Raw genomic sequence first — 25,648 nt, forward strand, 5'->3', positions numbered from 1 at the left:
CGGCCCGCCCGCCACCATGGACTCATGACAGATCACCAGCACGCCGCGGACGCCGTGCCCGACGGGGGCACCGCGTCCGACGCGGCCGCCCCGTCCCCCGGCGCCCGGGGCGCCGCGGGTGGGGAACCTCGCGCGCACGAGCGGGCGGGCGCACACGAGAAACAGGGAGAGGACGCGGGACGCGGCCCGTCGCAGGACGCCGGCACGGACGCGGACGACAGGACGGTGGTCGAGGCGGCCACCGAGGCCGCGACAGCCGCCGCGGCGGCGGCCCACACCGGCGGAAGCCAAGGGCCGGGCGGAACCCGGGGACCGGGCGGCCCCCGGGCATCGCAAGGGGCCGAAGCGGTCGGGCCTCCGCCCAGGTTCCGGCGGGACCGCGAGCACAAGGTGCTCGCCGGGGTGTGCGCGGGCCTCGGGCGGCAGTGCGACATGGACCCGGTGATCTTCCGGATCACACTCGCCGTGCTCTCCGCGACCGGCGGCATCGGACTCATCTTCTACGGCTTCGCCTGGCTCTTCGTCCCCTACGCCGACGACGACCAGAACGAGGTGCGCAAGCTCCTGACCGGCCGGGTCGACGGCCAGGCCCTCGCGGCCGTGCTGTTCGCGCTGGTCGGCTGCGGGGTGTTTCTGTCGATGCTGAACAACGGCAGCGTGCTGGCCTTCGCCGTCGTCGTCTCCTTCCTCCTCGCGGGTGCCGGCTACTGGTCACGGCACCGGGACTCCTCGGACCCCGACCCGCTGGCCGCGCAGGCCGCGGCCGACGCCCCGCCGGAGGCCCAGGCGCCGCCCGTCCCTTCCGCCTACCCCTCCTGGTGGCGCGACCCCATCGTCAAGGACGGCACGCACGACGGCGGCACGGGCTACCTGTGGGGCCCGTGGGACGCCCGCGCCCGGGACTTCACGGCGACCATCGACGTCGACCTCGTCGGCCACACGCGCCGCCCCGAGGACATACGCGCCCCGCACAGGCCGTACACCGGACCGCTCGGCCCGCGCTGGATCGGCGGCTGGCTGTTCCTGCTCGCCGCGCTTGCGGGCGGTCTCGTCACCCGGCTCACCTGGGACGACCACCCGCTCGGCACCAGCCTCCAGGCGGGGCTCGCGGCCGCGCTCATCGTGCTCGGCGTGGGCATCGCGGTCAGCTCGTTCGTGGGGCGGACCGGCGCGGGGTCGGTGTTCCTGGCGATCGTCACGGCGGGCCTGCTGGCCGGTACGACCCTCCTTCCCAAGGACATCGGGACGCACTGGATCGACACGGTGTGGCAGCCCGCGGCGGTGACGGACGTACAGCCGGCCTATGACCTGGGCACCGGGGACGGCACCCTGGACCTGTCCCGGCTGGAACTCGCGAAGGGACAGACGGTGAGCACCAATGCCGAGGTGGGGGCGGGCCGGCTGCGGGTGATCGTCCCGCCGGACGTGACCGTGAAGGTGAGGATCGACGTGGGGCTGGGAGACATCCAGCTGCCGGGCGACGACGAGAAGGATGTGGACGTGCAGCCGGGCAAGCACAAGGAGGTGACCCTGTCGCCGGTCTCGGGCGGCAAGGACGCCGGGACCATCGACCTCGACCTCCAGGTCGGAGTGGGACAGGCGGAGGTGGCCCGTGCTGCGTCATGAGTTCCGGCCCGGCAGGCTGGTCGCCGGCGCCTTCTTCACCCTCGCGGGTTTCATCTACGCAGGTGACGCGGGCGGCCTATGGGAGACGCCGTGGTTCGTGGTCATCCCGGTCGTCACGGCCGGACTCTGTCTGGCGGGCGCGACGGGCGTCGTGGCGAGGACCATACGCAGACGACGAGGCCCGTCCCGCCGGACCACCCCGGCCGGGACCGGCCCGGACCCGACCGCCTGATCACCCGACCGCCTGATCACCCGGCCGACTGATCACGCGGCCTCCTGACCGCCCGACCGACTGACCGCCCGACCGACTGCTCGCCCGACCGACTGCCCGGCCGCCTGCCCGGCCGCCTGTCCGACCGACGCTCACGGTTCATGGGTCGGAGGGGCCGGTCGGTCTCGGAGGTCCTACCTGCCTCGGGCTCCCGCTCGCTGTCGCCGCCTGGAGCGCCAGGCGGCGTCGAGAGAGAGGACCGGGGCACCGGCCAGCACAAGCGGCACCCAGCAAAACATGTACGGGAGGTCGTTGCCGTAGTAGTACGGGTCCGAGGCCCAGCTCACCGTCAGCCACAGGCTGAGGGAGATCAGCGCGCCGCCGAGTGCGGCGAGTCGGGTGAGGACGCCCAGGAGAGCGCCGATGCCGACGGCGAGTTCGCCGAAGGCCATCGCGTAGCCGAAGCCGACGGGGCTCTTCAGGGCCATGTCGACCAGGGCCGGGATGGCCGAGGAGTCACGGACGGCGCGCATGGTGTCGCCGATCGAGCCGGCGCCGCTGTCCTTCAGAAAGGCGCCGTCGGTGAGCTTGTCGAGGCCGGCGTAGATGAAGGTGACGCCGAGGAAGATGCGCAGGGGAAGGAGGGCGTACCGGGTGGCGGTGTCCCGCCAGTCGCGGCCGCCGCCGTCGAGATAGGGGGGGTAGGTATCCGTCCGCATGCCGTGAGTCATCGCCCGTAGCCGCCTCTCGCCCGGAGTGGTGGGACCCCTCGACAGACCATACGTACGAAATGGGGGGTGCGCTCAACTGTTTGCACGGGCTCTCCGCACCACTGGTTCACTTCGCCCGGCCGATTCACTCCGGCCCGTCGGTCCGCCTGAGTCCGAGGGGTCCGCTCCGCCCCACCGGTTCAGTCCGTGACGTCGATCGCGTACCGGATCGTCTCCGCACCCGCGGCCGTGACGACCTGCACGTCCACCCGGCCCGGTTCCACGTCCGCCGGGACGGGGACGGTGAGCACGGCGTCGGTCGGATTGCTGAAGCCGCCGGTGACCGGCACGAGAGGGACGTGGACATGGACCGGACCGATGCGGACGACCATGCGGGAGAGCCGGTCGGCGGTCTGGGCACCGGGCGGGACGAATCCGGCGCCGCGGATCTCGATGTCGTCACCGGTGCGGATCGGGGCGTCGAGGTCGCCGGCCTCGCGGGAGCGGACGACGGAGAGGATGACGGGGCGGCCGCCCTCCGCGTACTTGCCGGCGAGGTAGGTCGCGGCCGAGACCAGGACCACGACCGCCAGGCCCCAGGGGAGGTCGGGCAGCTGGTCGGGGCGGCGGGCCAGCCGGACCGCGGCGAAGGCCAGGGCGACGGCGCCGATCACCACGTACTGGATGTCGGCGAAGGTACCGCGGCCGGCGTCGTCGGTCAGCAGGTCGGCCGCCCGGGGGCGGTGGGCGCGGACCTTCTGGAGCCGCTGGCCGAGGACCCGCAGGCCGACCACCCGGCGCACCAGCACGGCGATCCCGCAGACGACGGCGAGCACGGTCACCACGCCGGCGCCGCGGGAGAGGTCGAGCCCGGCGAGCAGCGCGTCGCGTTCGGCGTGACCGGAGGCGGCGGCGAGCCGGCCCACCAGGACCAGCACCGCGTAGGCCACGAGCAGCACCCAGGCGACGGCGACCGCGCGGGAGGTGGAGAGGCGGTTGTCCTCGCCGATCACGGGGGCGAGGGCCCCGCCGCGTGCCCGGTGGAACCAGGAGGCGGCGGTCAGCGCGCCGGCGACGAGCAGCGCGGCGAGGAGTCCGGCGGTGCGGGCGTCGGTCCAGCCCGCGCCGATGGCGGTCAGGGACTGCACCAGCAACAGCGCCACGACCGATACCCACACGGTGACCGCCGTGCGGAGCCACAGACGGGACAACCAGGCCTCGCCCTCGGCGCGGCCGCGTTCGGCGACGAGTTCCGCGGACTGGGTGAGCTCCTCGGAGACCCACTGGCGGGAGGCCGAGACGGAGTGGGCGACGGCGGCCGGCAGGCCGTGCCCGGCCGCGAACCCGTCCCGCTGCACCAGGAACTCGGCCACCGCTCGCCGGTGCCCCGCGCGGGCCCCGTGTGGGCAGTCCCCGCAGGTACAACCACCCTCGTGGGTGCCCGGCCCCCTGCTCGACTCCGTGCCCTGTCTCGCCTCCTGCACCGCCATGTCCGACGCCCGCCTTCCCCACGACCCGATCGGATGGCGACCCCCGAAGACCCCTGTCCGGATCCCGGCCGCCGCACTGTGAACAACTCCCCCGCAATGACAGCGAATTGTGCCCTACGGCACACCCCTCGTTCCCGGCAGGTCTGGTCAGCGCGGGTGAAGCGGGCCGGGCCGTGTTGACCCGGCTGCGAGAATTTCCGCATGGCCGAGATCATCCAGCGTGACGGGACCTGGGCCTTCGACGGCACAACGGTCAGGATCACCCCGGGACTCCACCGCTCCGTACCGCTGTTCCGGCAGACGTACGGGGAGATCACCGTGCCCCTGGAGGCGGTCGCCGGGATCGTCTACGAACCCGTACGCAAGCGCGGACGGCTGCGGATGCGGCTGCGCGAGGGAGCCGATCCGCTGCTGCACGCGACCGGCGGGCGGCTGCCCGACCCGGCCGATCCCTACCGGCTCACCGTGGACGTGGACCGTTCCGGGGTCGCCGAGTACCTCGCCGAGGAGATCCGGCACGCGCTGCTGCTCGACCAGATCCCGGGCGAGCCGACCAAGGCCTACCTCCTGCCGGGGCCGCCGGTTCCGGTCTCCGTGCGCTCCTCCGACGGCACCGTCTCCTTCGACGGCACCCAGGTGCGTGTCGACTGGGCGGACACCTCGGACCGGGTGAAGCGGGCGACGGGACCGCGCGTGATCAACGTCGCTGATGTCGTACGGGTCGAGTGGCTGCCCAACTCCGGTTACGAGGACGGCTTCCTGCGGTTCGTGACCCGCGAGACGGTGTTCTCGAAGCTGCCGGCCGAGAAGGACCCGTACGCCCTGGACCTGTGGGGGAACGTGAGCCGCGACCTGCTGACGGCCCTGGTCGCGACCGCGGTCACCGCGCGTCTCCCGCATCCCTCCGCACACACGGGTGCGGAGCGGGAGCCCGAGCCCGAGCAGGAACGCGCGTACGGGGACGTGGCCCGCAGGCGCGGGCTCACGGCGTCCGTCCCGCCCCCGGCCGGCCACCACGACGACCTGCTGCGCCGACTGCGCGAGTTGGGCGAGCTGCGCCGGGACGGGGTGCTCACGGACGAGGAGTTCGCGCGCACGAAGGCGGTCATACTGCGCGGCTTCTGAACCCGGCCACCAGCAGACGGACCCCAGGACACGACGCCCAGGACACGACGCCCGGGACACGACGCCCAGGAGACGGCCCGCGGAACCCGGCCTCCAGGGTGGGTCTCAGCTCAGCAGGTCCGGTTCGCTTCGGCTGATGTCCTGCCACATCGGCTGGTAGTTGATCCAGGCCACGAGGTCGCCGCCGAGCTGTTCCCGGGTCGCGACCGCCGCCCGGTGGTCGATCAGGACGGGCCGGCCCGCCGCCCGCGCGGTCAGCTGGACCTGGCTGGAGCGTTCCATCGACAGGAACCACCAGGCGGCAGCGTCCACCGAGTCGCCGACCGTCAGCAGCCCGTGGTTGCGCAGCACGAGCGCCTTGCGGGAGCCGAGCGCGGACGCGATGCGCCGTCCCTCCCCCGCGTCGACGGCCACGCCGGTGTAGGCGTCGTAGAGCGCGTGGTCCTCGTAGAACGCGCAGCTCTCCTGGGTGATGGGGTCGAGCAGCTCGCCCAGCGCGGCGAGGGCACGGCCGTGCACCGAGTGGCAGTGGGCGACCGCGACGACGTCCGGGCGGGCGGCGTGCACCTGGGCGTGCACGGTGAAGGCGGCCTGGTTGACGTGGTAGCGGCCCTCGACGACCTGTCCGTCGGCGTTGGCGAGCACCAGGTCGCTGACGGTGACGTGCTTGAAGGGCATCCCGAACGGGTTGACCCAGAAGCAGTCGTCGAACTCCGGGTCGCGGGCGGTGATGTGCCCCGAGACACCGTCCTCGAAGCCGAGCCGCCCGAAGACGCGTACCGCTCCGGCCAGCCGTTCCTTGCGGTGCCGGCGCTCGTCCTCCACCGAGTCGTGCATCGGCGGCATCGCGAACTGAAGCCGGTCGGTGGGCAGGGGGGCAGGCGGCGTGGGCCCGTGCATCGGTCCTCCAGCACTGGGTTGCTTTACGACGCGGAAGTTACCGTCGGTCAGCGCAAAAGGGCAGAGCCGTTATGTAAAGATGACGATTTCCGTCACCTTCGGAGCACACCTTGAGTCTCGCCGACCGCCCCCTCACCGCCCTCATGCGTCAGATCGCGACGCGCGACGCCATCGAGCTGGTCCACCCCTTCGCGGAGCTGGAGACGTTCGGCGCGCTGGTCTACGTCGCCGAGTGCTACGGCTTCCGGTACGAGAGCGTGCGCCTCGTCGGCAAGCACCGCATCATGCACGTCCAGCTGACGCGCGACTCCAGCCCCTGGGCGCGGCAGCGTGCCGCGGCGAACTCGGCGGCCTTCCCCGACCCGGGCCCCGGCCGCCCGGTGCCGGGCATGTACCTGGGCTCGCTCACACCGGTCCCCGAGGTGCAGGCGGACGTCGACGTGCTCACGGCGCTCATCCGCCACGACGCCCTCGGCGCGGCCGCCAACCGCAAGCAGCTGCTGGCCATCGGATGGGGCTCGGGGGCGCTGTTCCTGCTGATGGCCCCGCTGACCGGCACGTACGCCGTGCTGCTCCCGCTCGCCGTGCTGATGCCGCTGTTCATGCTCGGCGCCCTCCGGATGAACACGACCCGGCGCGCGAAGCTGGCCCGACGGCTCACGGCGGCCGGCTGCACGCCGGTGCGGGACGCGGCGGGGCTGGAGCGGTACGTACGGCCGGTGCCCCAGGGGTTCTGACCGACAGCCCGGCCATACCGGACAGCGGATGTCGGGTATCGGGGCCACACTCGCCGTATGACAGCGAACTGGGCGGCCTTCGCCGCAGCCGAACCCGCACTCGCGAAGATCACCGAGGAACGCTTCGGAGCCTTCACCCATCACGTCCTCGCGACGCTCCGCAGGGACGGTTCCCCCCGCACCACCGGTATCGAGGTCCGGTTCCTCGGCGGTGAGCTGTGGCTCGGCATGATGCCGGGCTCGCTCAAGGCCCTCGACCTGCGCCGTGACCCACGCTTCTGCCTCCAGGCCAACCCCGGCGAGGGCACCGGGATGGGCGGGGGCGACGTACGGATCGCGGGCCGGGCCGTCGAGGTGGCGGACGGGCAGGCGAGGGCGGCGTATGTGAAGGAGGTGGAACCGCCGCAGCCGTTCCACCTCTTCCGCACCGAGCTGACGGAGGTCGTACGGACCTACGTCGAGGACGACACCTGTCTGGTCGCCCAGGTCTGGCAGCCCGCGGAGCCGGTACGCACGCTCAAACGGACCTGAACCCTTCTCTCAAAGGGTCCGGGAAGGGCCTACTCCCACTCGATGGTGCCCGGCGGCTTCGAGGTCACGTCGACGACGACCCGGTTGACGTCGCGCACCTCGTTGGTGATCCGGGTGGAGATCTTCGCCAGGACGTCGTACGGCAGGCGCGACCAGTCGGCGGTCATCGCGTCCTCGGAGGAGACCGGGCGCAGGACGATCGGGTGGCCGTAGGTCCGGCCGTCGCCCTGCACGCCGACGCTGCGGACGTCCGCGAGGAGGACCACCGGGCACTGCCAGATCTCACGGTCGAGACCGGCGGCCGTCAGCTCCTCGCGGGCGATCGCGTCGGCGTCGCGGAGCAGGTCGAGGCGGTCCTTGGTGACCTCGCCGACGATCCGGATACCGAGGCCGGGGCCCGGGAACGGCTGGCGCTGGACGATCTCCTCCGGCAGGCCGAGCTCCTGGCCGACCATGCGGACCTCGTCCTTGAACAGCTGGCGCAGCGGCTCGATCAGCTGGAACTCGAGGTCCTCCGGCAGACCGCCCACATTGTGGTGCGACTTGATGTTCGCGGTGCCGGTGCCGCCGCCGGACTCGACGACGTCCGGGTACAGCGTGCCCTGGACCAGGAACTCCACCGCCGGACCCGCGTCCGCGATGATCTCCGCCTGGGCCTGCTCGAAGACCCGGATGAACTCGCGGCCGATGATCTTCCGCTTCTCCTCGGGGTCCGAGACGCCCTTGAGGGCGGTGAGGAAGCGCTCCTGCGCGTCCACGACCTTCAGCTGGACGCCGGTCGCGGCCACGAAGTCCTTCTCGACCTGCTCGGTCTCGCCCTTGCGCATCAGACCGTGGTCGACGTACACGCAGGTCAGCTGGGAGCCGATGGCCTTCTGGACGAGGGCCGCGGCGACCGCCGAGTCCACACCGCCGGAGAGGCCGCAGATGGCGCGCTTGTCGCCGACCTGCTCGCGGATGGCCGCGACCTGCTCGTCGATGACGTTGCCGGTGGTCCAGTCCGGGGTGAGGCCCGCGCCGCGGTACAGGAAGTGCTCCAGCACCTGCTGGCCGTGCGTGGAGTGCATGACCTCGGGGTGGTACTGGACGCCGTACAGCTTCTTCTCGTCGTTCTCGAAGGCGGCGACCGGGACGACGTCCGTGGAGGCGCTGACGCTGAAGCCCTCGGGGGCGGCGGAGCAGGCGTCGCCGTGCGACATCCACACGGCCTGCTCGGCCGGAGTGCCCTCGAAGAGGGTCGAGGACGAGCGGGAGACGTGCAGCTCGGTGCGGCCGTACTCACGGGCGCCGGTGTTGTCGACCGTGCCGCCGAGGGTCTGCGCCATCAGCTGGAAGCCGTAGCACATGCCGAAGACGGGGACGCCGGCCTCGAAGAGCTCGCGGTCGAGGCGGGGGGCGCCCTCCTCGTACACGGACGAGGGGCCGCCGGAGAGGATGATCGCCGCCGGCTTCTTGGCGAGGATCTCCTGGACCGGCATGGTGCTCGGCACGATCTCGCTGTAGACCCGCGCCTCGCGGACTCGACGGGCGATGAGCTGGGCGTACTGCGCACCGAAGTCGACGACCAGGACGGTGTCGGGGGCGGCGGCAGTAGGAGTCGCTGATGACACGGGGGCCTTCCGGCGGTGGGGCGGGGTCTCTGTGTAACCCGATTCTACCGAGGTGGACGTGGGACCGGTCCCGGCGCCGGGACCACCACCGCGTCTCAGGATGCGAACCGCCTCGCGAACCGCCTTGGACCTCGCCCGACGACCCTGCATACTGACCTCATGCTCACGCACCCGACCTTCGTCTTTACCTATGGCAACCGGCCCACCGGCTGCCATGGTCGTGCTGCTTGAGCAACTGACGAGCGACTTCCCAGGCGCCCCGGGCCGACAAGGCCCGGGGCGCCTGTCGTTCTCCCGGGTCCTGCCGCTCCGGGGCACCCGTATCCACCACAGGAGCCCCCATGACCACCATCGACCTGACCGGCGCCCGCACCCCCGAGGCCGCCGACGTGATCACCGGCGCCCGTGAGCGCATCGACTCGCTCGACGACCGGATCATCGGTCTGATCCAGGAACGGATGGCCGTCTCCGCCGTCATCCAGGAGGCGCGGATCACCTCCGGCGGCCGGCGCGTGAACCTCTCCCGCGAGATGGAGATCCTCGGTCACTACAGGGGCGCCCTCGGCAAGCCCGGTACGGCCCTGGCGATGACGCTGCTCGAGCTGTGCCGGGGACGCGTCTGAGGTCGGGCGTCAGTTCGGCCCCCTTCAGCACCCTTCTCACCCGTACGGGCGCGTGACCGCCTCCCGGACGGTTTCGTTGGTCCCGGTGTCCGTTCCAGCCAGGGGCGGGCCCGGAACAACCACGCGTGGCTCGCCGGAGCGATGAGGCGTACGGATCGTGCCGTGCGCCGTGGGACCTCGCTCCGGGCAAGTGACCGGACGGCAGGGGACAGCAGCCCGGTCACCCAAGAGAACGGCCGGCCTCGGGGACGCCCGGGGCCGAGCCGACCGGCGAAAAATGCAAAAATGCACAACGGCTGGGTCAAACGGTTGCGGGCGCCGCGCTCATCCAGCACGATGCGTAGAAAGCCCCGAACAGCCCCAAGTCCCCCTCATGGCAACCGCCTTCCGCGCGTTGCCCGCACTGCCAAAGGTCCAGGCCAGCGGCGCGACCCCCCGGCGCCGCTCCCAGGCACCGGCGCTGCCCTGACGCCGGTGCTGACGATAAAGAAGGGCCTCGCGGATCCGTCCCGCGGGGCCCTTCGTCATGCCCCCGCATACCTCCCGCATACCTCCCGCATGGCCCCGCATGGCCCCGCAAGAAATGCGCCATCCGATACGGGATGCCGTCACGAGATGCCGTCTTATACGGGAGGCGGCGATAAAGAGCCAATGATTTACGGATGCTTTCACTGGCCTTTCACGCTATATGCACATTCGGACTCTTAATGGTCGCTTCAAGCCAATGAACGCTCGGTCAACTTTTGGCCAGCGCTTGATCCCGTTAGATCGCCCCAACCGCCCCACGCTCACCGGAACTTCCGAGGAGACACACAGGAGGCGGACAGATAGGGGGGATCGCCAGTGGCGATCAAACGGAGGAGCGTCTTCGTCATAGGGGTGGCGACCGCGGCCCTGGCCGCGGGCACCACCATCGTCCAGGCCGCTCTGACCGACAACATGTATCCGACCGGGAACTACTCCCACACCTGTGTCGACGGCGAGATGGGCGACGGGTTCTGCCAGACGGACAACAAGACCCTCACCATCTACCGGGAGGGCAGCCTGTCCGCGGCCGAGAAGAACACCATCTCCCGCGCCGCGAAGGACTACTACGGGCCGACCGACCTCGTGGTGAAGATCCAGTCCTCCGGTGTCTACCGGGGCAGCGCCGAGACGGACGTCGTCTACAAGGCCAAGACCCTGTCGCGCGGCAAGATCGGCATCACCTGGTGCGACGACGCCTCCAGCACGAAGAAGTGCGACCAGCACTACATCGTCTTCAACAAGGACCACACCGGAATCGGCGCCGTCAACAAGTCGGACGCGTGCCATGAGACCGGGCACGCCGTCGGCCTGACGCACGGCCCCGAAGCCAGCCCCCGGCTCGGCCTGTACGACGACCGCCTCGGCTGCATGTCGTACAACGACGTCTACAAGCTCGGCGCCAACAACAAAGAAAACATCAACGCGACCTACTGAGACCTGACCAGGGGGAATTTCGTGGCAATGAGCACCGGAAAGAAAATAGCGGGGACCGTGCTGGGCGCCGCCATAGCCGGCGTCCTGGCCGGTTCGGCCGCACTCGTCCCGTTCACGGACGAAGCGCGCGCCACCGACGCGGGCAGACGGAGCGACGTCGTACTGGGCGAGTCGAAGGACGCCATCCCGTCCCGCACCGCGAGCGACTGGGTCTCGTACGGCGACCAGGCCGCGGTCGTGCACGTGGCAGCCGAGCACGAAGGGGTCGCCGACAGCGAGGAGGTCACGGCGGGCGAGGGCTACCTCTCCCGGACGATCGACCTCCAGGTCAAGGAACGGGTGTGGTCCCGGTCGGGCTCCACGGCCCTGCCCGACACCCTGTCGATCGTCGCGGACGGCTGGGAGTTCAAGGACGACGGCAGGCTCCGCGTGAGCTCGCAGGACGCGTCCCGCATGGAGGTCGGGCACGACTACCTGGTCTCGTTCGCCCACTTCTCCGACGGGGAGTGGTCGACGCTGGGGACCGGCGCCATCCTCCCCTACGACAACAGCGAGGTGGGCCAGGGCGAGTACCAGGGCTCGACGGTCACCGCCTCGGCATACCGCTCGACGATGGCGTCGCGGCTGGTCACCGGCGTGGCCGAACCCCTGACCTACCAGGCGGCGGGCAAGACCGCGGCCGGCGTCAAGACGCTCCTGACCAGTGCGACCCCCGACGCCACCGCCGCCCAGAACTACGCCCTCGACGCGGTCGCCCGGGCCCGGCTGGTCGCCAAGGCCGCGGCGGCGGCAGCCGCGGCGGCGGACACCTTCTGCCGGGTGGCGGCGCCCCTCGCGACCGACGCCGACAGCAGGTACACGCCGGGCGAGCTCGCGGACGTCATGGGCGACCTCGCCGGAATGTCGGAGGCGTCGGACAGCACGATCCTGCGGGCCTACGCGGCGCAGCTGCGCGCGGGAGACGACTCCGGCTGGACCACCGGCACCATCCGCAAGTCCGCGGCCACCCGGATCGCACGCGCCTGCACCATCGACGTCGGTGACCTCCTGCCGAACGACACGGGCGACACGGAGTGACCGACCCGCGGTGACCAGGCCGCGGTGACCGGGCCGCGATGACCGGCCCCCGGTGACAGGGCGGACCGCCTCCCCCGGCGGTCCGCCCACTACGGCCCGTTCCCCGAACGAACAGGGCGCTCCCGGCGTCACAGTGATGACCTTCCGAACCGACCCGAGGGGGAGTCCCGTGGCCATGACCACGCGAACGAAGATCACGGGGGCCGTGCTGGGCGCGGCCGTCGCCGGTGCGCTCGCGCTCGTCCCGTTGACCGACGACCGCTCCGGAGACGACGCCGACAGCCGGAACGTCGTACTCGGCGCTTCGGAGAAGGAGGCGCTGCCGTCCTTCACCGCGACCGACTGGGTGTCGTACGGGGACCAGGTCGCCGTCGTCCGGGTGACGGCCGAGCACGAACTGCGCGACCCGGGCGAGGAGACCGGCGCAGAAGAGGACTATCTGGCGCGGACGATCGACCTCCAGGTCAAGGAGCGTGTCTGGGCCCGGTCCGGCGCGCCCGCCCTGCCGTCGAAGGTGTCGGTCACCGCCGACGGGTGGCAGCTGAAGGACGGCACGAAGAAGGAAATGGGGTCGCCCGACTCCTCGCGGCTCGAGGTCGGCCACGACTACGTGATCACGTTCGCCCGCTTCTCCGACGGAGCGTGGTCACCGCTGGGCTCGGGCGGTGTTCTGCCCTACGACCACAGCCGGGTCGGCGAGGGGGAGTTCGAGGGGGAGACGGTCACCGTCGGCGCCTACCGCTCGGCGTGGGAGGAGCGGCTGGTCCCGGGCGACGAGGAGCCGATGGCGTTCCGGACCGTCGGGAAGCCCGCCACCGGCGTCCGGGGGATCCTGCGGAGCGCGACTCCCGACGCCACGGCCGCCCGGTACTTCGGCCTCGACCCGGCCGCCCGGTACCAGAAGGTCGCGGGAGCGAGCGAGCCGGCCGACACCTTCTGCTCCGTCGCCGCGCCGCTCGCCGTGTCCGAGCACAGCCGCTACACGCCGGACGAGCTCGCCTCCGTCCTCACCGACCTCGCCGGACTGGCCGGGCGGGACGCCTCGGCGCTGCGTGCGTACGCGACGTCGCTCGAAGCCGACGCCGGCGCCTCCGCCCCGGTCGGCGACACCGCCCGCAAGGCTTCGGTCACCAGGATCGAGCAGGAGTGCGGAACCGACGTGGGAGACCTGCTCCCGACGGACCCAGAGGTGGACGCGGGCGCCGACGGGGGCTCGGAGGGCTGAACGGGAGACCGCGGCCGGCGGGTGTGACGCGTGCCACATAAAGATCCTGTGAGCTGAGCACAACTGTTCACAGCCGTCACCGGTCACACCCACCGAACCAAGGCCACACCCCACACCCCCATGCGGAAGGCCTCCCTCCGGATCCACCGAGGTCTTCATGAAGCTTCCCCGCACACTCGTCACCGTGGCCGCGACGGCCGTCATCGCGCCGCTCGCCCTGCTGTCCGCACCCGCCGCCTTCGCGGAGGAGAGCGGTTCACCGTCCGCGAGCGCGTCCGCGTCCGCGTCCGCGTCGGACGACACCTCCGCCTCGCCGTCCGACTCGAGCGGCGCGAGCGCGTCCGCCTCCGAGTCCGACACCTCGTCACCGTCGGCGTCCGGGTCGCAGAGCGGTAGCGCCTCCAGCTCCCCGTCCGGCGGCTCGTCGCCTTCGGCGTCCGGCTCGGGCAAGGCCTCCGCCAGCCCTTCGGCGAGCGAGAGCGAGGACGGGTTCGACCCGTACACGGACTGCGACTCCTTCGAGCTGGACGAGAAGCTCACCGCCCAGATCAAGGGCCTGCCGAGCAAGATCGTCGCCGGGTCCGGCTGGCACGACTTCGAGTTCGTCGTCAAGAACGGCTCCGACCAGGACCTGAAGAACGTGTACATCGACGCCTTCATGGAGTACGGCGACGAGACGGACGCGTGGCTGTCCGAGGGCCTCGCCGTGATCCAGGTCAAGGAAGACGGCAAGTGGACCGACGGCTTCCAGGACTCCTACGAGGACGAGGACGGCAAGAAGGCCGTCACGGGGTCCTTCGTGGGTCTGCTCGACTCGCTGGAGCAGGGCTCGTCCGCCACGCTCGACCTGCGGGTGGAGGTCGAGGCGGCCGCGCCGGCGGGCTCCTCGTTCGCGCTGAGCGAGGCCATCTACGCGGGCAAGGGCGCCACCTGCTACGGCAACGGTGACTACTACGACGTCGAGATCCTCGCCGCCGGCAGCGACGCGGACGGTGTCGACGACGCCAAGCCGAACGGCGACAAGCCCACCGACGGCGCCAAGCCCCAGGGCGGCGCCAAGCCGATCAGCGGCAGCCTCGCCTCGACCGGTTCGAACTCCGCGCTGCCGATGATCGGACTCGTCGGCGGGGTCGCCGTGGTGGCCGGCGCCGGTGCGGTGTTCGCGGTCCGTCGCCGCAAGGCCGGCACGCACGCGTAACGCGTATCAAGACCAGCGAAGGGACCTGCGCTCGGAGGGGGGCGCAGGTCCCTTCGCCTGTTGGCCTACTGGCTATCAGGTACCGGGTACCGGCTGTTTGCTATCGCTCGGGCGGAACGGTCGGCATGCCCAGGAACGGCAGGCGCAGCGCGCCGAACGCCTCCGCCGGCACCACCGGACCGACCGGCTCCACCGGCTTCAGCCGCTCGTACGCCGCGCCCTGCGTCGGACGCGGGTCCGTCTCGCCCTTGTTCGGCCAGTACGACATCGCGCGCTCGGCCTGGGCGGTGATGGTGAGCGACGGGTTCACGCCCAGGTTCGCCGAGACCGCCGCGCCGTCGACGACGGAGATCCCGGGGTGGCCGTAGAGGCGGTGGTACGGGTCGATGACGCCCGTCTCGCGCGAGTCGCCGATCGGACAGCCGCCGAGGAAGTGCGCGGTGAGCGGGGTGCCCATGAGCTCGCCCACGTTGGAGCCGGCGAAGCCGTTGATGTCTGCGGCGATCGCCGAGGCGGCCTCCGAAGCGGCCCTGATCTGCTTGGGGTTGGGGGAGCCGTGCCCCTGCCGTGCCGTCAGCAGGCCCCGGCCCACGCCCGCCGGCTTGAGATACGTCGTCAGCGAGTTGTCCAGGGACTGCATCACCAGGCCGATGATGGTCCGCTCCGACCAGCGCCGGTTGGACAGCGAGCGCAGGACGAGGAGAGGGTGGCGGGCCGCGTTCGCCAGCCAGCCGGCGACCCGCGACGAGCCCTCCGCGTAAGGCACCTGCAGGATCGACAGACCGCCCATCGAGTTGGAGCCCTTGCCGTAGCGGACCGGCTCGATGTGGGTGCTGTCGTCCGGGTGGACGGACGAGGTGATGGCGACCCCGCGCGTGAAGTCCACCTTCGCCGCGCCCGTCGCCTTGCGGTAGCGGCGGTCGTCGGTCTGCGCGCCGACCAGCGCCTCCGAGTTGGTGCGGGTCAGCTCGCCCAACCGCTCGGATAGATACGGGAGTTGACCGTTCGCCTTCATGCGGTGCAGCAGTGTCTGGGTGCCGTAGGTGCCTGCCGCGAGCACCACTCGGCGGGCCTTGAAGACCCGGCCCTTCGCCTTGCGGCGGGCGTCGGTGGGGAGCGTGGCGACCGCGTAGCCGCCCTGCGAGTCGTCCGTGACCGACACGGCCGTCGTCAACGGGTGCACGACCGCGCCCGCCTTCTCGGCGAGGTGGAGGTAGTTCTCGTTCAGAGTGTTCTTCGCGCCGTGCCGGCAGCCCGTCATGCATTCGCCGCACTCGGTGCAGGCCTTGCGGGCCGGGCCCGCGCCCCCGAAGTAGGGGTCGGCGACCTGCTCCCCCGGCTTCGCCTTCGCCGTCCCGTCGGCGTCCTCGCCGTCGCCGAAGAACACACCGACCGGCGCCATGTGGAAGGTGTCGCCGACGCCCATCCGCTCCGCGGCCGCCTTCAGGTGCACGTCGGAGGGGGTCGTCGTCGGGTTGAGCCGAACGCCCAGCATGCGCCGTGCCTGGTCGTAATACGGCTTCAGCTCCTCCTGCCAGTCGGTGATGTCCCGCCACTGGGGGTCGTCGAAGAAGGGCTTCGGCGGTACGTAGAGGGTGTTGGCGTAGTTGAGGGAGCCGCCGCCCACGCCCGCGCCGGCCAGCACCATGACGTTGCCCAGCAGATGGATGCGCTGGATGCCGTACATGCCGAGCCTCGGGGCCCAGAGGTAGTTCTTCAGGTCCCAGGAGTTCCTGGGCAGCGATTCCCGGGTGAATCGGCGGCCCGCCTCCAGGACGCCCACGCGATAGCCCTTCTCCGTCAGGCGCAGGGCGGTCACCGAGCCGCCGAAGCCGGATCCGACGACGAGGACGTCGTAGTCGTAAGCGTCCTGGGACACATGCTCTCCTCTTTGAGAACGGGTGTGATGGGGTGCGCTCCAGCGCGGGCGCTCTGACGCGGGCGCGCCGACACGGGCGTTCTGACACCGGCGCGCTGACGCGGGCGCGCCGACACGGGCGCTCTAGCGGAAGCGGAACGCCTTCATCAGCCTCAGACTCCGGCTCATGAACTCCGCGTACTTCTCGTCGTCCATGCCCAGTGCCGGAGCCATCGGCAGGAGGCGCTGCTGGGCCACCGTCTGGGCCTCGGTGTACTTGAGGATGCCCTCGGAGCCGTGGCGGCGGCCGAGACCGGATTCCTTCATGCCGCCCATGGGGGACTGGACGCTGCCGTAGGCCGGGGCGTAGCCCTCGTTGACGTTCACCGTGCCGGTGCGCAGGCGGGAGGCGACGTCCCGGCCGCGGCGGCCGTCCTTCGTCCAGACCGACGAGTTCAGGCCGTAGGGCGTGGCGTTGGCCTGTTCGACGGCCTCGTCGTCGGTCTTGAAGCGGTAGATCGAGACGACCGGGCCGAAGGTCTCCTCGGTGCAGACGGACATGGGTTCCGTCACCCCGTCGAGGATCGTCGGCTCGAAGAAGTACGGGCCGACGTCCGGGCGGGCGACGCCGCCGGCGACGACCTTCGCGCCCTTGGCGACGGCTTCCTCCACGTGCCGGGTCACCGTCTCCAGCTGGCGCTCGCCCACCAGGGAGCCCATGTCGGCGCCGTAGGCCAGCGAGGTGCCCAGCCGCATGGCCTTGGTGCGGGCGGCGAAGCGCTCGACGAAGGCGTCCGCGATCGACTCGTGGACGTACAGCCGCTCTATGGAGATGCAGAGCTGGCCGGCGGAGGAGAAGCAGGCGCGGACGGCGCCGCCCGCGGCCTTCTCGATGTCGGCGTCCTCGAGGACCAGCATGGCGTTCTTGCCGCCGAGTTCGAGGGAGACGCCGACGAGACGGGCGGCGGCGCCCTGGGCGACCTCGCGGCCGGTGCGGGTGGAGCCGGTGAAGGAGACGTAGTCGGCGTGCCGCACGACCTCCGGACCGACGACGGGACCCTCACCGAGGACGACCTGGAAGACGTCGGCGGGCAGACCCGCCTCGACGAGCAGGTCACGCGCCCACAGGGCGGTCAGACAGGTCTCCGTGTCCGGCTTCATCACGACCGCGTTGCCCGCGACGAACGCCGGCAGCGCGTCGCCGACCGACAGCTCCAGCGGGTAGTTCCAGGGGGCGATCTGGCCCACGACACCGCGCGGGTGGCGCAGTTCGGTGACCTTGGTCAGCGTCGGCATGGCGCCCGCGTGCCGCTTGGGGCGGAGGTAGGCGGGGGCCTTGCGGCCGTAGTGCCGGGCGGCGACGGCCACCGCCTGCACCTCCTCATGGGCGTGCAGCCGGGCCTTGCCGGTCTCCAGCTGGATGAGGTCGAGCACCTCGGCCTGCCGCTCCAGCACCAGGTCGTGGAAGCGGAGCAGGACGGCGGCGCGTTCCCGCACGGGCGTCCGCTCCCAGACCGGCTGCGCCTTGCGGGCCGCCTCGAAGGCCTTCAGTACGTCGTCGGGCGTGGACTCGGGCAGGTCGGCCAGCTTCCCGCCGGTGAAGGGCGTGTGGTTGGCGGTACGGCCGGAGCCGGTCACGCCCTTGGTGAGCTGGGCGACCAGCTCCGGGGTGACCACGTCCGCGGCGGTACGCACGCCGGTGGGGGCGGGGGCGAGGGGGTTGGTACCGGTCGTGGTCGTCCCACTGAGCTCGGTGCCGGTCTTTTCCGGGGCCTGCGAGTCCGTCATGAGGCGCAGGGTATGACGTGTGGAACACTTTGGGTACCCGCCGGTAATACCGTTTCACCGACCGCACACATGACGCCAGCGTTCACTGGCAACAAACCTGCTGATCAGGAGGTTGTGTCCGGTCATTTACCGATCTCCAGGCGGTCGCGCGCCCCCTTGAACACCGCCGTGCCCTGCTTCTCCTCCGGCGTCCCCTTGGGCATGTCGACGCGCAGCTCGTACATGCGGGCGTCGGCGGTGAGCACGAACAGTTCCATGACACGGGTCGGGGTGTCGTCCAGACCGTAGGTGGTGTCGGCGAGGGCGGCCTCGTCGCCGTGGAAGCTGGTGCGGGTGGTCTGGGTGCGCGCGTCCGGGGCGTAGCCGTTCCAGGTCTCGTGCGCCTGGGCCGCCCGGGCCAGCGGGGCGGCGGGCGCCTTGTCCCACAGGGTGAGGCGTACGTCGACCGAGCCCGCCGAGTAGACCACCAGGCGCGGCTGTTCCTCCGCACCGCCCTGCCGGACCGACTGCCGGTACCGGCTCGGGAGGGAGAGGACGGCGTCCAGTTGGGCCTCGCGGTGAGCGACCCACCGCGCCCCCGCCCCCGCGACGGCGGCGGCCGAGGGATCCGCCGGCGCCGAGCCGGCGTAGGTCACCGGCCGCTCCGCCGCCCCGCTGTCGGCCCCGCCGAGCCAGGCGCTCCCCCACCAGGTACCGCCGGCGAGCAGCCCGCCGAGCACGGCCAGGGCGAGCGAACGACGCCTCAGCGGCCGCAGGAGGCGGCTCGCGCCGGCCGGACCGGACCTCGCGCTCGAGGCCGGGTGGGGCTGGGGTCCTGGGCGGTCGGTGCCGTTCGGTGGTGCGCTCGGTTGCGCCGGGTCCTGCCGGGCCGCCCCCACTCGCACCGTTCCCGCGTCCTCGCCGAACTCCCGCAAGGCCCGCACGTCCTGAGGCGCGACCTCCTCAGCCACCTCGACCTCCTCAGCCACCTCCGCTGCCTCTACCTCCGCGTTCTCCGCTGCCTTCGCCTTCTCCGCTACCTCCGCCTTCTCCGCTGCCTCTACCTCCGCGTTCTCCGCTGCCTCCGCGTTCTCCGCTGCCGCTGCCTCTGTCTCCGTTGCCTCTGCCTGCTCCGGGGCCGGGACCGGTCGGCCCTCTGCGACCGCGTCGAGTGTCTCGGCGACCTCCGCCGGGTCGGGCCGCTGTACCGGGTCGCGTACCAGGAGCCGTACGACGAGCGGGCCGAGCGGGCCGGCCCGTTTCGGCTCCGGCGGGTCCGCGGCGATGATCGCGGCGAGCGTGGACTCCACGGTCGTACGGCGGAACGGGGACCAGCCCTCGACGGCCGCGTACAGCAGGACGCCCAGGGACCAGAGGTCGGAGGCGGGGCCCCCGCTGCGTCCGGACATCCGCTCGGGCGCGACGAACTCCAGCGACCCGACGAACTCGCCGCTGACGGTGAGGGATTCCTCGCCCTGGATATGGGCGATGCCGAAGTCGGTGAGGACGACCCGGCCGTGAGGGTGCCCCCGATCGGGCGACGCCGGGGGTGGCGGAGGGCCGAGCAGGACGTTGGCGGGCTTCACGTCCCGGTGGACGATGCCGACGGCGTGCGCGGCACGCAGGGCGCCCAGGACGGCGAGGCCGATCCGGGCGGCCTCGGCCGGGTCGAGAGGGCCGCGCTTCAGCACCTCGTGCAGGGACTCGCCACGGACCAACTCCATGACGATCCATGGCAGTCCGCCCTCGCCGCCGGCTCCCGCGCCCTCCACCACCACGTCGTGGATGGCGACGGCGGAGGGGTGGTCGACGCGGGCGGCGGCCCTGGCCTCGCGGTGCAGACGGTGGGCGGCCCGGCGGTGGAAGTCGTCCTCGGGATCACCGGGCAGCCGGGGCTGCTTGACGGCGACCTCGCGCTCCATGAGCTCGTCGCGGGCCCGCCAGACGGTGCCCATACCGCCGGAGCCGATACGTTCCAGCAGCCGGTAGCGCCCGCCCACCGTCCGGCTCTCGGCGCCGCCGGGGCCCCCGTCGTTGCTCATGTCTCCATGACTACCACGATCTCCGGCGCCCTCACCTGCCCAGGGCGAACCGTCCCGTTTCCAGCCGTCGCACCTCCACCACACCCTGCCCGGCGAAGTGCGCGGGTATACAACTCCCCTCGGTCCGCCGCTCGTTCGAGGACCCCGGTGCGCTGATCCGCCGCGCGTCCGGGGTCGAGGCAGAAGCAGCTGCTGCACTCGGGCCGCAGCACCTTCACCGGGTTGTGCGGCGGGTCCCCGACGAACACGGCCCGTTCACCGCGCGAGGCGACCCGCGGGACGGCCGAGCCGGGGTGTGACCGGGGGCCGACTCCGGGGTGAGGTGCTCGTCGACGCCGTGCTCCCCCTCCCAGAGCACCGCCCGCCCGGCCCGGTGCACGGGCGCGACGCTGTCCTCGTAGACCGGTCGGGCCGCCTGGCCCGGCCTAGAGCTTGTCGAGGTCCAGGTTGGCGATCGCCGTGCGGGCCACCTCGCGGCCCCGCGCCGTGAAGTCGCCCGCGCCCGGGTAGGCGATGGTGAGCCGGTACATGTCGCCGGCGGCGGACTTGTAGTAGAGGATCCGCAGCTCGCGCGGGCGGGGGTCCTGGCTGTCGCTGGTGGTGTAGCTGACGGTGTTCCCGGCGGCCTTCTGGTCGCGGAACGTTTCGTTGTCGTCGGGCCGGGTCTTCGGCGCCTTCGGCATGTCGAGGCGGTAGCTGCCGTTCTCCTTGAACACGCCGTCGTCCGCGTACATCTCGGCGGCGGCGGACGCCTTGATCTCCTTGCCGGTGTCCTCCGCCTTACGGTCCACCGACAGCACCACCGAGATGGCACCGCTCGGGTCGGTGTAGCTGACCCAGTGACTGTCGTCCGACTCCCGGTCGGGGACGCCCTTCTTGTAGGTGTCGGGGACCGCCACCTTCGCGGTGACGTCCTTCACCCGGTGCTTCTCCCAGCCGTCAGGCAGCGGCCCCGCGAACGGGTCGGCCACCACCAGGTACACCGTCACCGCCGCCGCGACGACCGCCGCGCCGAGCACGCTCCACGCCGCGCGGCCGAACCGGCGCCGGGCGCGCGGCACTTCCACCTGCCGCACGACCTGGGTGGGCTGGGCTGCGGGCGGGTTCGCGGCGGCCTCCAGCAGGGCCCGTACCCGTGCGGCGGCCGGGCGGCGCGCCGGGTCCTTCTCCAGCAGTCCGTTGACGGCCTCGGCGAGCGGACCCTGGGCGGCGGCGGGCGGCGCGGGCACCGCGTTGAGGACGGACTGGAGCGTGGCCGGGGTGTTGCTGCGGCGGAACGGCGAGACGCCCTCCGTCGCCGCGTACAGCACCACGCCCAGGGACCACAGGTCGGCGGCCGGGCCGGGGCGCCGGCCCAGCACCCGCTCGGGGGCGATGTACTCGGGCGAGCCGACGATGCCGCCGGTGTCGGTCAGGTTCGTCTCGCCCTCGATCTGGGCGATGCCGAAGTCCGTGAGGACGATCCGGTCGTGCCGGCCGAGGAGGATGTTGTCCGGCTTCACGTCCCGGTGCAGGATGCCCGCCGCGTGCGCGGCCTCCAGCGCGCCGAGCACCTCCAGGCCGGTCCGGGCCGCCTCGCGCGCGCTGAGCGTGCCCTCCTGGAGGGCGTCGCCGAGCGAGCGTCCGTGGACCAGCTCCATCACGATCCACGGCCGGCCGTCGACGACCGCCACGTCGTGCACGTTCACCACGGCCGGGTGGTCCAGCCGGGCCGCGGCCCGCGCCTCGCGGCGCATCCGCTCGAACACGTTGGCCTGTTCACGTTCGGGAAGGTGGTCCGGCACGCGGGGTTCCTTGACGGCGACCTCGCGGTCCACCGTCTCGTCCTTGGCGCGCCACACCGTGCCCATACCGCCGTGCCCGAGCTTGGCGAGCAGCCGGTAGCGTCCCGCGATGAGCCGCCCGACGCCCGGCTCCCGCGGCGGGGCGGCCTGGACGGGCACCGCGGTCTGCTGCGGCGGCGCCGGCCTGGGCGGTTGCAGTACAAAACTCGTCGTCTCGTCGGCCTCGTGGCCGGCGCCCCCGTCGTAACTCATGGGTCCATCCCTATCGCGCCAGGCAGGCCGGTATCCACCGGCGGCGCATACCGGTCACAGACCCGTGACGCGCAACGTTCCTTATCTCCCGTTTAGGTCGTTACGGCGAAGGTGTCGACCGCGACGTCGAAGTACTCCCGCGCCTCCCGCACCTTGCCGACCGGCGCCGACACCCACACGTCGTACAGCAGCCCGCCCTCCTCCCAGCACAGGTCGTACGTGTGCCGGGGCCCCTCCGCCGCGGTGAAGCCGTCCCAGGTGAACTCCCAGAGAGCGGCGGGGCTCCCGCCGTGACGGGTCTCGGTCACCCGGCCGTCGTGGTAACCGGGGTTGGTGTCCGGACCCTTGGCGGCGGCGGACTCCATCACGGCGAGCGGGCCGCCGGGCGGTGCGGCGGCGACCTTGATGCCGAGCCGGAAGACCTGCCCCGGGGACAGGTAGAAGACCCGCTCGCCCTGCGGCACACGCGTGAAGTTTTCCGGCACCGCGAGCGAGAACCCGGCGGGATCCACCGCCACGCGGTAGCCGGAGGGGGCGGTGGGCGTGCCCGGGCGGTCGCCCGAGGCGGCGGAAGCGGGGCCGGCCGTGGCGGACGTGGCCGGGAGGGAGGGCCGGGAGGACGTGGTGGAACCGGACGGGGAACGGGTGGCCGAGGGGGTCCCGGTGGGCGTGGGGCTCGTCGAGCCGCTCGCCGAGGACCCCGGCGCCGAACTCGTGGGTGTGCGCCCGCCGTCGCCGTCGCCGTTCAGCAGCAGCGCAGCCGCCGACACGCCCGCCCCCGCCATCGCGGCGACCAGCAGCGCGGCCACGAGCACACCCCGGGTGGAGCGCTCACGGGCCGGTGGCTCCCACCGCGGCCGGGGCAGGTCCGCCTGGGTCGGCGTGTACCTCGACGACACCGGCGTCGGCGTGCGACCGGTGTCCAGGTAGGCGCGCAGCAGCCGTTCCGCCTCCGCGGCGCCCAGCCGCCGGTCCGGATCGCGCTCCAGCAGCCCCCGCACGACGGGCAGCAGCGGCTCGGCCTGCGCGGGGGTGCGGATCTCGGCGAAGACGACGGCGTGCAGGATGCCGCCCAACGAGTCGCGACGAAAGGGTGATTCGCCGCTGAGCGCCGTGCACAGCAGCGCGCCCAGCGACCACAGGTCGGACTCCGCGCCGGTCCGCGCCCCGGACATCCGCTCGGGCGCGGTGTACTCGGGCGAGCCGACGAACGACCCGGTCTCGGTGAGCGTGGTGGCGCCCGCGACCTGCGCGATACCGAAGTCGGTGAGGACGACGCGGTCGCTGTCGCGTTCGAGCAGGACGTTGGCGGGCTTGATGTCCCGGTGCAGGACCCCGGCCGCGTGCGCGGCGCGCAGGGCGCCGAGCAGGGCGATGCCGATCCGCGCCGCCTCGGCCGGCTCGATCGGACCGCGCGCGGCGATCCGGTCGGCGAGCGAGCCGCCGTCGATCAACTCCATGACGATGTACGGCCGTTCGCCGTCATCGACGACGTCGTGGACGACGATGATGTGCGGATGGCTCAGCTGCGCCACCGCACGGGCCTCGCGCAGCGTCCGGTCGCGGCGGCCACGCGCCTCCTCGTCGGAGAGCGTGTCGTCCTGGGTCAGCTCCTTGACGGCGACACGCCGTCCCAGCAACTGGTCGGTGGCGCCCCACACGACCCCCATGCCCCCGCGCCCGAGCCTCGCGTCCAGCCGGTAACGACCCGCGATGACCCGTACGCCGTCCCCGCCCCCCTCGGTCCCCATGGGCCCATCATGCCCCAACGGACGCCACGCCTCCGGGGCGCCGTCCGGCCAACTACCGGGACGGGCACACCCCTACGAAGTCGGCTCCCGCCAGCTCTGCAGTACGGACTTGAACAGCTTGGCCGTCTCGGTCCAGTCCTCGGCGGGCGAGGACATGTAGATCGCGTACTCGGCGCCGTCCCGGGACACGTACGTCTCCTCGATCGCGCGGCGCGGCCCGGGAAACTCCGTGTCCTTCGCCTGCGCGGTCCAGGTGTACTCCCACTCGGCGCCGTCCCGGTCCCGGTAGACGTTCTTCTCCAGGGTGACCCGGTTGTAGGCGACCAGCCGCTTGAGCTGCTGCTCGAGGTCGACCTGGTGCGCGTACGGGTCGCTGAAGTCGGGGGACTTGTCGAGGGCGATGCGGATGAAGTGCTCGCCGCCGTCGGGCGTGTAGTCGATCTGCTTGAGGTCGCCGTCGTCCTGGTACACGGCACGCTCCCAGCCCTTGGGGAGCGAGAGCCCGAAGCCCAGCGGGTCGTCGATCTCCTTCCAGGAGTCGGCGCCCTGCTCGCCGGGGGTGCTCGTCCCCGCGGGGGTGCTCGGGCTCGGCGAGGTGGACGCCGACGCGGACCCGCCGGTGCCCTGCCGCCCCTCGTCCCACTTCTGCCACGCCAGCGCCGTGCCCCCGCCGACCAGCGCGGCGACGACGACCACGAGCGCCAGCACCCGACGACGGCGCCGAGGCGGCTGGGACTGGCGGGAGGGCCGTGTGTCCGGGCCCGGGCCGATGTGTGTCGGCCCCACGGCGGTCGCGGCGGTCACGGGGTGCCCGAGGTGCCCGGGTACGGGCGTCGCCGTCTCCGGCGCCACCGGAACGTACGCGGTGCCGGCCGTCGGGTGGGACAGCGGGTGCGACACGGAGCGGTGGCCCCCCGGGGCCCGGTCGGGCCCCCCGTACTGCGTCGGCACGTACGCCTGCGCCCCGCTGGGGCGTCGGCCCTCGGCCGCCTCGGCGAGGAGGTGCTCGGCCTCGGCGGTGTCGGGACGGGCGGCCGGGTCCTTGCGCAGCAGGGCGGTGATGACCGGGCCGAGCGGGCCGGCGTACCCGGGCTCGGCGGCCTCCTCCTCGACGACGGCCTGAAGAGTGGTCAGCGGCGAGGTACGCCGGAACGGCGACCGCCCCTCGACCGCCGTGTACAGCGTCGCGCCCAGCGCCCACAGGTCGGAGGACGGGCCGGGGTCCTGGCCGCGCACCCGCTCGGGGGCCAGGTAGTCGACCGAGCCGACGACCTCCCCGGTCCGCGTGATGGTGCTGTCGCCCTCGATCTGGGCGATGCCGAAGTCGGTGAGGAGGACCCGGCCGTCGTCCGAGAGCAGCACGTTCCCGGGCTTGACGTCGCGGTGCAGGACACCGGCGGAGTGCGCGGCGCGCAGGGCGCGCAGCACCCACAGACCGATCCGGGCCGCCTCGGTGGGCTCGACCCGCCCGTCCTCCTTCACGGCGTCGGCCAGCGAGCGGCCCTCGACCAGCTCCATCACGATCCACGGGCGGCCGTCGTGCTCGAGCACGTCGTGGACGGTGACCACGGCGGAGTGGTTGATCCGCGCGGCCGCGCGGGCCTCCGCCCTGGTACGCGCCAGCAGGACGGCCTGGTCGCTCTCCGCCACATAGAGCGCGGCAGTCAACT

Annotated in this window: 20 protein-coding genes; 10 read left to right on the plus strand and 10 right to left on the minus strand. The window is 72.2% G+C overall.

The features are described from left to right. Positions 1 to 24 precede the first annotated feature (24 nt). On the plus strand, positions 25 to 1,626 hold the full coding sequence (locus tag ACFWBD_RS29870) for a PspC domain-containing protein (protein ID WP_385673351.1): 1,602 nt from the start codon (positions 25 to 27) through the stop codon (positions 1,624 to 1,626). Beyond that, positions 1,613 to 1,858: a hypothetical protein gene (locus tag ACFWBD_RS29875; protein ID WP_385673353.1), complete on the plus strand. Its 246-nt coding sequence runs from the start codon at positions 1,613 to 1,615 to the stop codon at positions 1,856 to 1,858. Before ACFWBD_RS29870 ends, ACFWBD_RS29875 begins: the two co-directional genes overlap by 14 nt. 173 nt (positions 1,859 to 2,031) lie before the next feature. On the opposite strand, the gene ACFWBD_RS29880 is transcribed toward ACFWBD_RS29875, so the two are convergent. Together ACFWBD_RS29880 and ACFWBD_RS29885 are read right to left on the minus strand one after the other, a co-directional pair. Further along, on the minus strand, positions 2,032 to 2,568 hold the full coding sequence (locus ACFWBD_RS29880) for a DoxX family protein (RefSeq protein WP_385673356.1): 537 nt from the start codon (positions 2,566 to 2,568) through the stop codon (positions 2,032 to 2,034). Between the two features lie 179 nt (positions 2,569 to 2,747). Then, a complete protein-coding gene (locus ACFWBD_RS29885; RefSeq protein ID WP_385673359.1) occupies positions 2,748 to 4,037 on the minus strand; it encodes a hypothetical protein in 1,290 nt (429 codons plus the stop codon). A gap of 201 nt (positions 4,038 to 4,238) precedes the next feature. Here ACFWBD_RS29885 and ACFWBD_RS29890 point away from each other — a divergent pair, with 201 nt between their 5' ends. Next, positions 4,239 to 5,162 (plus strand): DUF4429 domain-containing protein, encoded by a 924-nt coding sequence (locus ACFWBD_RS29890; protein ID WP_385673362.1) that lies wholly within the window; start codon positions 4,239 to 4,241, stop codon positions 5,160 to 5,162. Between the two features lie 105 nt (positions 5,163 to 5,267). On the opposite strand, the gene ACFWBD_RS29895 is transcribed toward ACFWBD_RS29890, so the two are convergent. Continuing rightward, on the minus strand, positions 5,268 to 6,062 hold the full coding sequence (locus tag ACFWBD_RS29895) for a class II aldolase/adducin family protein (protein ID WP_385673365.1): 795 nt from the start codon (positions 6,060 to 6,062) through the stop codon (positions 5,268 to 5,270). 110 nt (positions 6,063 to 6,172) lie between these two features. Here ACFWBD_RS29895 and ACFWBD_RS29900 point away from each other — a divergent pair, with 110 nt between their 5' ends. Next, entirely contained in the window at positions 6,173 to 6,799 is a 627-nt protein-coding gene (locus tag ACFWBD_RS29900; RefSeq protein ID WP_385673368.1) for a hypothetical protein, read from the plus strand. 57 nt (positions 6,800 to 6,856) lie between these two features. Continuing rightward, positions 6,857 to 7,330: a pyridoxamine 5'-phosphate oxidase family protein gene (locus ACFWBD_RS29905; protein ID WP_385673371.1), complete on the plus strand. Its 474-nt coding sequence runs from the start codon at positions 6,857 to 6,859 to the stop codon at positions 7,328 to 7,330. A gap of 29 nt (positions 7,331 to 7,359) precedes the next feature. Here ACFWBD_RS29905 and guaA read toward each other — a convergent pair whose 3' ends face one another. Then, on the minus strand, positions 7,360 to 8,940 hold the full coding sequence (gene guaA, locus ACFWBD_RS29910; RefSeq protein ID WP_385673374.1) for a glutamine-hydrolyzing GMP synthase: 1,581 nt from the start codon (positions 8,938 to 8,940) through the stop codon (positions 7,360 to 7,362). A 341-nt stretch (positions 8,941 to 9,281) separates the two neighbouring features. Here guaA and ACFWBD_RS29915 point away from each other — a divergent pair, with 341 nt between their 5' ends. The 5 genes from ACFWBD_RS29915 (at position 9,282) to ACFWBD_RS29935 (ending at position 14,524) form a co-directional block, all read left to right on the plus strand. Continuing rightward, positions 9,282 to 9,563: a chorismate mutase gene (locus ACFWBD_RS29915; protein WP_385673377.1), complete on the plus strand. Its 282-nt coding sequence runs from the start codon at positions 9,282 to 9,284 to the stop codon at positions 9,561 to 9,563. Between the two features lie 843 nt (positions 9,564 to 10,406). Continuing rightward, positions 10,407 to 11,024, plus strand: coding sequence for a hypothetical protein (locus ACFWBD_RS29920; RefSeq protein ID WP_385673380.1), 618 nt, complete (start codon positions 10,407 to 10,409; stop codon positions 11,022 to 11,024). 27 nt (positions 11,025 to 11,051) lie between these two features. Continuing rightward, complete coding sequence (locus ACFWBD_RS29925) at positions 11,052 to 12,101, plus strand: hypothetical protein (protein WP_385673383.1); 1,050 nt, start codon at positions 11,052 to 11,054, stop codon at positions 12,099 to 12,101. A 175-nt stretch (positions 12,102 to 12,276) separates the two neighbouring features. Beyond that, positions 12,277 to 13,326, plus strand: a complete 1,050-nt coding sequence (locus ACFWBD_RS29930) for a hypothetical protein (RefSeq protein WP_385673386.1) — start codon at positions 12,277 to 12,279, stop codon at positions 13,324 to 13,326. Positions 13,327 to 13,483: 157 nt separating this feature from the next. Continuing rightward, a complete protein-coding gene (locus ACFWBD_RS29935) occupies positions 13,484 to 14,524 on the plus strand; it encodes an LPXTG cell wall anchor domain-containing protein (protein ID WP_385673390.1) in 1,041 nt (346 codons plus the stop codon). Between the two features lie 100 nt (positions 14,525 to 14,624). Here ACFWBD_RS29935 and ACFWBD_RS29940 read toward each other — a convergent pair whose 3' ends face one another. The 6 genes from ACFWBD_RS29940 to ACFWBD_RS29965 form a co-directional block, all read right to left on the minus strand. Next, positions 14,625 to 16,403 (minus strand): GMC family oxidoreductase N-terminal domain-containing protein, encoded by a 1,779-nt coding sequence (locus tag ACFWBD_RS29940; protein ID WP_385673393.1) that lies wholly within the window; start codon positions 16,401 to 16,403, stop codon positions 14,625 to 14,627. 123 nt (positions 16,404 to 16,526) lie between these two features. Beyond that, positions 16,527 to 18,170, minus strand: a complete 1,644-nt coding sequence (locus ACFWBD_RS29945; protein WP_385673396.1) for a succinic semialdehyde dehydrogenase — start codon at positions 18,168 to 18,170, stop codon at positions 16,527 to 16,529. Positions 18,171 to 18,292: 122 nt separating this feature from the next. Continuing rightward, positions 18,293 to 20,191 carry a serine/threonine-protein kinase gene (locus ACFWBD_RS29950; protein ID WP_385673399.1) on the minus strand — a complete coding sequence of 633 codons (1,899 nt, stop codon included), beginning with the start codon at positions 20,189 to 20,191 and terminating at the stop codon, positions 18,293 to 18,295. A 425-nt stretch (positions 20,192 to 20,616) separates the two neighbouring features. Then, positions 20,617 to 22,227: a serine/threonine-protein kinase gene (locus ACFWBD_RS29955; RefSeq protein WP_385673402.1), complete on the minus strand. Its 1,611-nt coding sequence runs from the start codon at positions 22,225 to 22,227 to the stop codon at positions 20,617 to 20,619. 92 nt (positions 22,228 to 22,319) lie between these two features. After that, the gene (locus ACFWBD_RS29960; protein WP_385673405.1) at positions 22,320 to 23,978 is read right to left on the minus strand and encodes a serine/threonine-protein kinase; all 1,659 of its coding nucleotides are present in this window, start codon (positions 23,976 to 23,978) and stop codon (positions 22,320 to 22,322) included. Between the two features lie 72 nt (positions 23,979 to 24,050). Beyond that, a partial coding sequence (locus ACFWBD_RS29965; RefSeq protein ID WP_385673408.1) for a protein kinase occupies positions 24,051 to 25,648 on the minus strand: 1,598 nt, incomplete at its 5' end.

This window comes from Streptomyces sp. NPDC060002 (genome assembly GCF_042737245.1).
GTDB lineage: Bacteria > Actinomycetota > Actinomycetes > Streptomycetales > Streptomycetaceae > Streptomyces.